The sequence below is a fragment of the uncultured Allobosea sp. genome (genome assembly GCF_945956895.1).
In the GTDB taxonomy this organism is placed as follows: Bacteria; Pseudomonadota; Alphaproteobacteria; order Rhizobiales; family Beijerinckiaceae; genus Allobosea.
This window is the reverse complement of sequence record NZ_CAMFJF010000134.1, coordinates 1-4,492: the sequence shown is the minus strand read 5'-3', so window position 1 is coordinate 4,492 and position 4,492 is coordinate 1. Positions and strand designations below refer to the sequence as shown.

At 66.1% G+C, this 4,492-nt stretch carries 6 protein-coding genes; 4 read left to right on the top strand and 2 right to left on the bottom strand.

Annotation, left to right across the window (positions count from 1 at the left end; genetic code table 11):
• From Q0Q02_RS23285 to Q0Q02_RS23270, 4 genes are all read left to right on the top strand, one after another.
• On the top strand, positions 1 to 146 hold a 146-nt coding region (locus Q0Q02_RS23285; RefSeq protein WP_293813152.1), incomplete at its 5' end, for a DNA translocase FtsK.
• A 186-nt stretch (positions 147 to 332) separates the two neighbouring features.
• Positions 333 to 1,181 carry an outer membrane lipoprotein carrier protein LolA gene (locus Q0Q02_RS23280; protein WP_293813151.1) on the top strand — a complete coding sequence of 283 codons (849 nt, stop codon included), beginning with the start codon at positions 333 to 335 and terminating at the stop codon, positions 1,179 to 1,181.
• A gap of 206 nt (positions 1,182 to 1,387) precedes the next feature.
• Positions 1,388 to 2,203 carry an exodeoxyribonuclease III gene (xth, locus tag Q0Q02_RS23275; protein ID WP_293813150.1) on the top strand — a complete coding sequence of 272 codons (816 nt, stop codon included), beginning with the start codon at positions 1,388 to 1,390 and terminating at the stop codon, positions 2,201 to 2,203.
• Positions 2,204 to 2,320: 117 nt separating this feature from the next.
• On the top strand, positions 2,321 to 3,238 hold the full coding sequence (locus Q0Q02_RS23270) for an EamA family transporter (RefSeq protein WP_293813149.1): 918 nt from the start codon (positions 2,321 to 2,323) through the stop codon (positions 3,236 to 3,238).
• A 7-nt stretch (positions 3,239 to 3,245) separates the two neighbouring features.
• Here Q0Q02_RS23270 and Q0Q02_RS23265 read toward each other — a convergent pair whose 3' ends face one another.
• The gene (locus tag Q0Q02_RS23265; RefSeq protein ID WP_293813148.1) at positions 3,246 to 3,710 is read right to left on the bottom strand and encodes a cyclic nucleotide-binding domain-containing protein; all 465 of its coding nucleotides are present in this window, start codon (positions 3,708 to 3,710) and stop codon (positions 3,246 to 3,248) included.
• A gap of 3 nt (positions 3,711 to 3,713) precedes the next feature.
• Complete coding sequence (locus Q0Q02_RS23260; protein ID WP_293813147.1) at positions 3,714 to 4,400, bottom strand: response regulator transcription factor; 687 nt, start codon at positions 4,398 to 4,400, stop codon at positions 3,714 to 3,716.
• Positions 4,401 to 4,492 lie beyond the last annotated feature (92 nt).

Here is a 4,492-nt window from a genome sequence, read left to right as displayed (position 1 = left end):
CCTATATCCAGCGCCGCCTCCAGATCGGCTACAACCGCGCCGCATCCATCATGGAACGCATGGAGAACGAGGGCATCGTCGGGCCGGCTAACCACGCAGGCAAGCGCGAGATCCTGGTGGAAAGCCAGAATCAGCACGACGATTGAGGCTTGCGACGCCCGGCGCCCTTGCGGCAACCGGCGCCAGTCCTCAAATTGCCATGACGATGCTGCAACGTCCGCGGCAGACCAGACGTTGAGACCGAAAGACCGGATCGGGAATCGCCCGATCTCTTGCGTCGGCGATCTCGAGGCTTCGGCAGGAATGGCCGCGGCATAAGAAATGGAGCAGCCTTGCTCGATAGATTGACCCCGGCCGTTCGGGCTTCGGTTCTGGTGACGGCGATTGTCGGCTGCGCGCTCGCGGCCGACCCGCTGGCGGCCCAGCCCCTTCAGCTTCAGCCGCCGAAGCCGGCCGCGGCCAAGCCGGCCGCACCGCGCCTCGTGTTGCCCCCGCCCCGCCCCGCCGGGCTCGGCCAGGCACGCAGCGCTGCGGCGGATGCCGCTCCCGTTCAGCCCGTGGCGACGAGCGCGCCAGCCGCAGCCGCCCCGGCAACCGAGACGGCGAAGCCGGCGGCAACTCCCGCCAGAGGCAAGCAAGCCCCGCCCGCGACGCAGGAAGAGGCCGTCGAGCGGCTGAACGCCTATCTCAACAGCTTCACCACGCTGCAGGGCAATTTCATCCAGCACGCCGCCAATGGACGACGCCTGGAGGGGCGTATCTATATCCAGCGCCCCGGCAAGATGCGCTTCGAATACGAGCCGCCGACGACCACGGAAGTGATCGCGGACGGCACTTCGGTCGCCATCCGCGACAAGCGCCTGGCGACGCAGGACCTCTATTCGATCGGCCAGACGCCTTTGAAATTCCTCGTGCGCGAGAAGATGGACCTGGCGCGCGAGGGCACGCTCAAGGGCGCCAGCGTCGACGGCGACCTGCTGACCGTCCGGATCGAGGATCGCTCGACGCTGGGCGGCACCTCGAAGATCACGCTGAAATTCGACCTCGTCGCCAATGAGCTGCGGCAATGGGTCGTCGTCGACCCGCAGGGCTACGAGACCGCGATCTCGCTTTACAATCTCGACACCCGGCGCCGACCCGATCCGCAGAATTTCGTGATCGACTACCAGCGCAAGCTCTAAGCCGAGGCCCCGATCCTGCCTCCCCGTCATTGCGAGCGTCAGCGAAGCAATCCAAGGGGGACGAGGTGCGACGCTCAACCCGATTCTCCTGGATTGCTTCGTCGCTTCGCTCCTCGCAATGACGGGAAGCGGACCGCCCAGCAAAGCGCTTGCCTTTTGCGCTTCAACCACCCAGTTTCCGGCCTCCTCCCTGCCGGAATCCTCGCGTGCAATTCACCGTCACCAGCTGGAACATCAATTCCGTCCGCCTGCGCATCGGCATGGTCGGCGAATACCTCGCCACCCACGCCCCCGACGTGCTCTGCCTGCAGGAGACCAAGACGCCGGACGAGCAGTTTCCGGCCAAGGCCTTCCACCAGCTCGGCTATGTCCACCAGGCCTTCATCGGCCAGAAGGGCTATAACGGCGTCGCCATCGTCTCGAAGCTCCCCTTCAGCGAGAAGGAGGCGATGTCGATGTGCGGCCGTAACGACGCCCGGCACATGACGGTGACGCTCGACAAGGCGGCTGGCCCGGCTGCCGGCATCGCCATCCATAATTTCTACATCCCGGCCGGCGGCGACCTGCCCGACCCCGAGAAGAACGACAAATTCGCCCATAAGCTCGCCTTCCTCGACGAGATCGGCGCCTGGGGCGTGACCAGGAAGCCGACAGACCGGCCGGCGATCCTGCTCGGCGACCTCAACATCGCCCCGCTTGAGCATGATGTCTGGAGCCACAAGCAGCTTCTCGACGTCGTCAGCCACACCCCGATCGAGACGACGACGCTGGAGAAGCTACGCAGCGAGCTCGGCTGGACCGACGCAGCCCGCACGCTGCGGCCCGAACCCGAAAAGCTCTATTCCTGGTGGAGCTACCGCGCGCAGGACTGGGAAGCGTCGAACAAGGGCCGCCGGCTCGACCATATCTGGCTCTCGGATGCGCTGAAGCCCGCGCTGCGCGATCTCACCTTCCTGCGCGAAGCCCGTGGCTGGGAGCGCCCCTCCGACCATGTCCCGGTCACGGTGACGCTGGAGCTCTGACGAGACCACCCGCAGCTTTCTATGCCGCACCGGCCCCTCCGCCATGCCGGCCCGTCCTAACCGCCAGGCCGACGCGCATGATATGGGCTCCGCGAAACGTCAGGCGAAGCCAATCCCGTGCAGCCAGCTCTTCCCACATCGCTTTCATTCCGGGACGCCCTGATCACGCTGGCCGTCATGGCGGTATGGGGCACGAATTTCGTCGTCATCCATATCGGCGTCGAGCATTTCCCGCCGCTGCTCTTCGCGGCGCTCCGCTTTACCTTCGCGCTCTTGCCGGCAGTCTTTTTCCTGAAGCGCCCCGACGCGCCCTGGAGCAAGCTCGCTGCCTATGGCGTCCTGATCGGCGCCGGGCAATTCGGCCTGCTCTTCTTCGCCATCAAGGGCTACATCACGCCGGGCCTCGCCTCGCTTGTCGTGCAGTCGCAGCCCTTCTTCACGATCCTGCTGGCGGCCGCGATCACGCACGAGCGCGTGCAACCCTTCCAGTTCGCCGGGCTTGCGCTTGCCGCCGTCGGAATCGGGGTGATCCTCTGGCACACGGACGGCTCGACCACGCTTCTCGGCATTATCCTCGTGCTCGGCGCCGCCTTCTGCTGGGCCGCCGGCAATATCGTGGCGCGCAGCACACCCAGGGTCGACATGCTCGCCTATGTCGTCTGGACCAGCCTGTTCGCGATCCCGCCGCTGCTTGCCCTGTCCTGGGCGATCGAAGGCTGGCCGGCGATGCGCGACGGCCTCGTCCATGCTCCGGCCATCGCCTGGGCCGCCGCGGTCTGGCAGGCGGTCGGCAATGTCATGTTCGGCTATGCCGTCTGGGGCTGGCTGCTCTCGCGCTATGCCGCCGCCACCGTGGCACCGACCTCCCTGCTGGTTCCGGTCTTCGGGATGGGCGCCGCCGCCATCTGGCTCGGCGAACCCTTGCCCGGCTGGAAATTCCTTGCGGCCGGGCTGGTGCTCTCCGGCTTGTGCATCAACAGCCTCTGGCCGCGCTTTGCCGCGATCCGGGCGGCGCGGCACCCGCCCTCGTCCTGAACGGTCGCTATTTCCGGTCGATCGCGTTCAGCGCTTCCTGGACGGCCGAGAGCTCGCCGACGAAGCCCTGCAATCGAGCACCGATCGCGGCGGCGATCGCCTCGGCCGAATCAGGGGATTCGCCAAGCACGCGCCGCATCACGCTGCGCGGCAATCGCATCACCTGCGTCGGCTCGCGCGCGATCGCGGTGACCTGGCGCGGAACTGACGTGAAAAGCGCGAGTTCGCCGATCATCGCGCCGGGTCCGACGATCTCGGTGGCGGGCTTGCCGTCGTCCTGCACCGTCAACGCGACAGCCCCTGAAACGACCAATACCGCTCCGTCCGACGGCTCGCCCGCGCGGAACAGCACGTCGCCGGCGCGCAGGATGCGGCTTTCGGCCGCGAAGGCGAGCAATCTCAGCGCATCGCGATCCATCAGGCTCAGCAGCGGCTGCCGGGCCAGCAGGGCCATGTCGTCGTCGAGCGCCATCCGTCAGGGATTCAGCCGGTAACCGCCGGCATCGGTAACGAGGAGTCGCGCATTGCCCGGATCGGGTTCGATCTTCTGGCGCAGCCGGTAGATATGGGTTTCGAGCGTGTGGGTCGTCACCTGGCTGTTATAGCCCCAGACCTCCTGCAGAAGCACCTCCCGCGCGATCGGCTTGCGACCGGCGCGATAGAGGAAGCGCAGGATCGCGGTCTCCTTCTCGGTGAGCTTGGTCTTGGAGCCCTTCTCGCTGACGAGCAGCTTCGAGCCCGGATGGAAGGTGTAAGGCCCGACCTGAAAGATCGCGTCCTCGCTCGCCTCGTATTGCCTCAGATGCGCGCGGATACGCGCCAGCAGCACGGCGAACTTGAACGGCTTGACCACATAATCGTTGGCGCCGGCCTCGAGCCCGAGCACGGTATCGGCATCGGAGCCCTGCGCCGTCAGCATCACGACAGGGCTCTTGAAGCCGTTCTTGCGCATCACCTTGACGGCCTCGCGCCCATCCATGTCGGGCAGGCCGACATCCATCACGGCGAGGTCGACGCGCTCCCCTTGCACGGCCTTGATCGCCGCCGTCGCGTTATCGGCCGTCGACAGCCGGAATTCCTCGTAGAGGGAGAGCTGCTCCGACAATGTATCGCGCAGGGTCTGGTCGTCATCGACCAGCAGAATATGATGGACGGCGGACATGGACGGTTCGCTCGGACGCAAGGATTGCGGCAACATGAGCCTGCTGAGTCGTCATCGCAAGTGAGGCCGCCTGGAATTCCCGTGAGAAACCG

What these genes read in the sequence shown, in the direction of transcription:
- Q0Q02_RS23260 (WP_293813147.1), bottom strand. Translation starts at nt 4,400, where the DNA reads ATGTCCGCCGTCCATCATATTCTGCTGGTCGATGACGACCAGACCCTG.
- Q0Q02_RS23265 (WP_293813148.1), bottom strand. Translation starts at nt 3,710, where the DNA reads ATGGCGCTCGACGACGACATGGCCCTGCTGGCCCGGCAGCCGCTGCTG.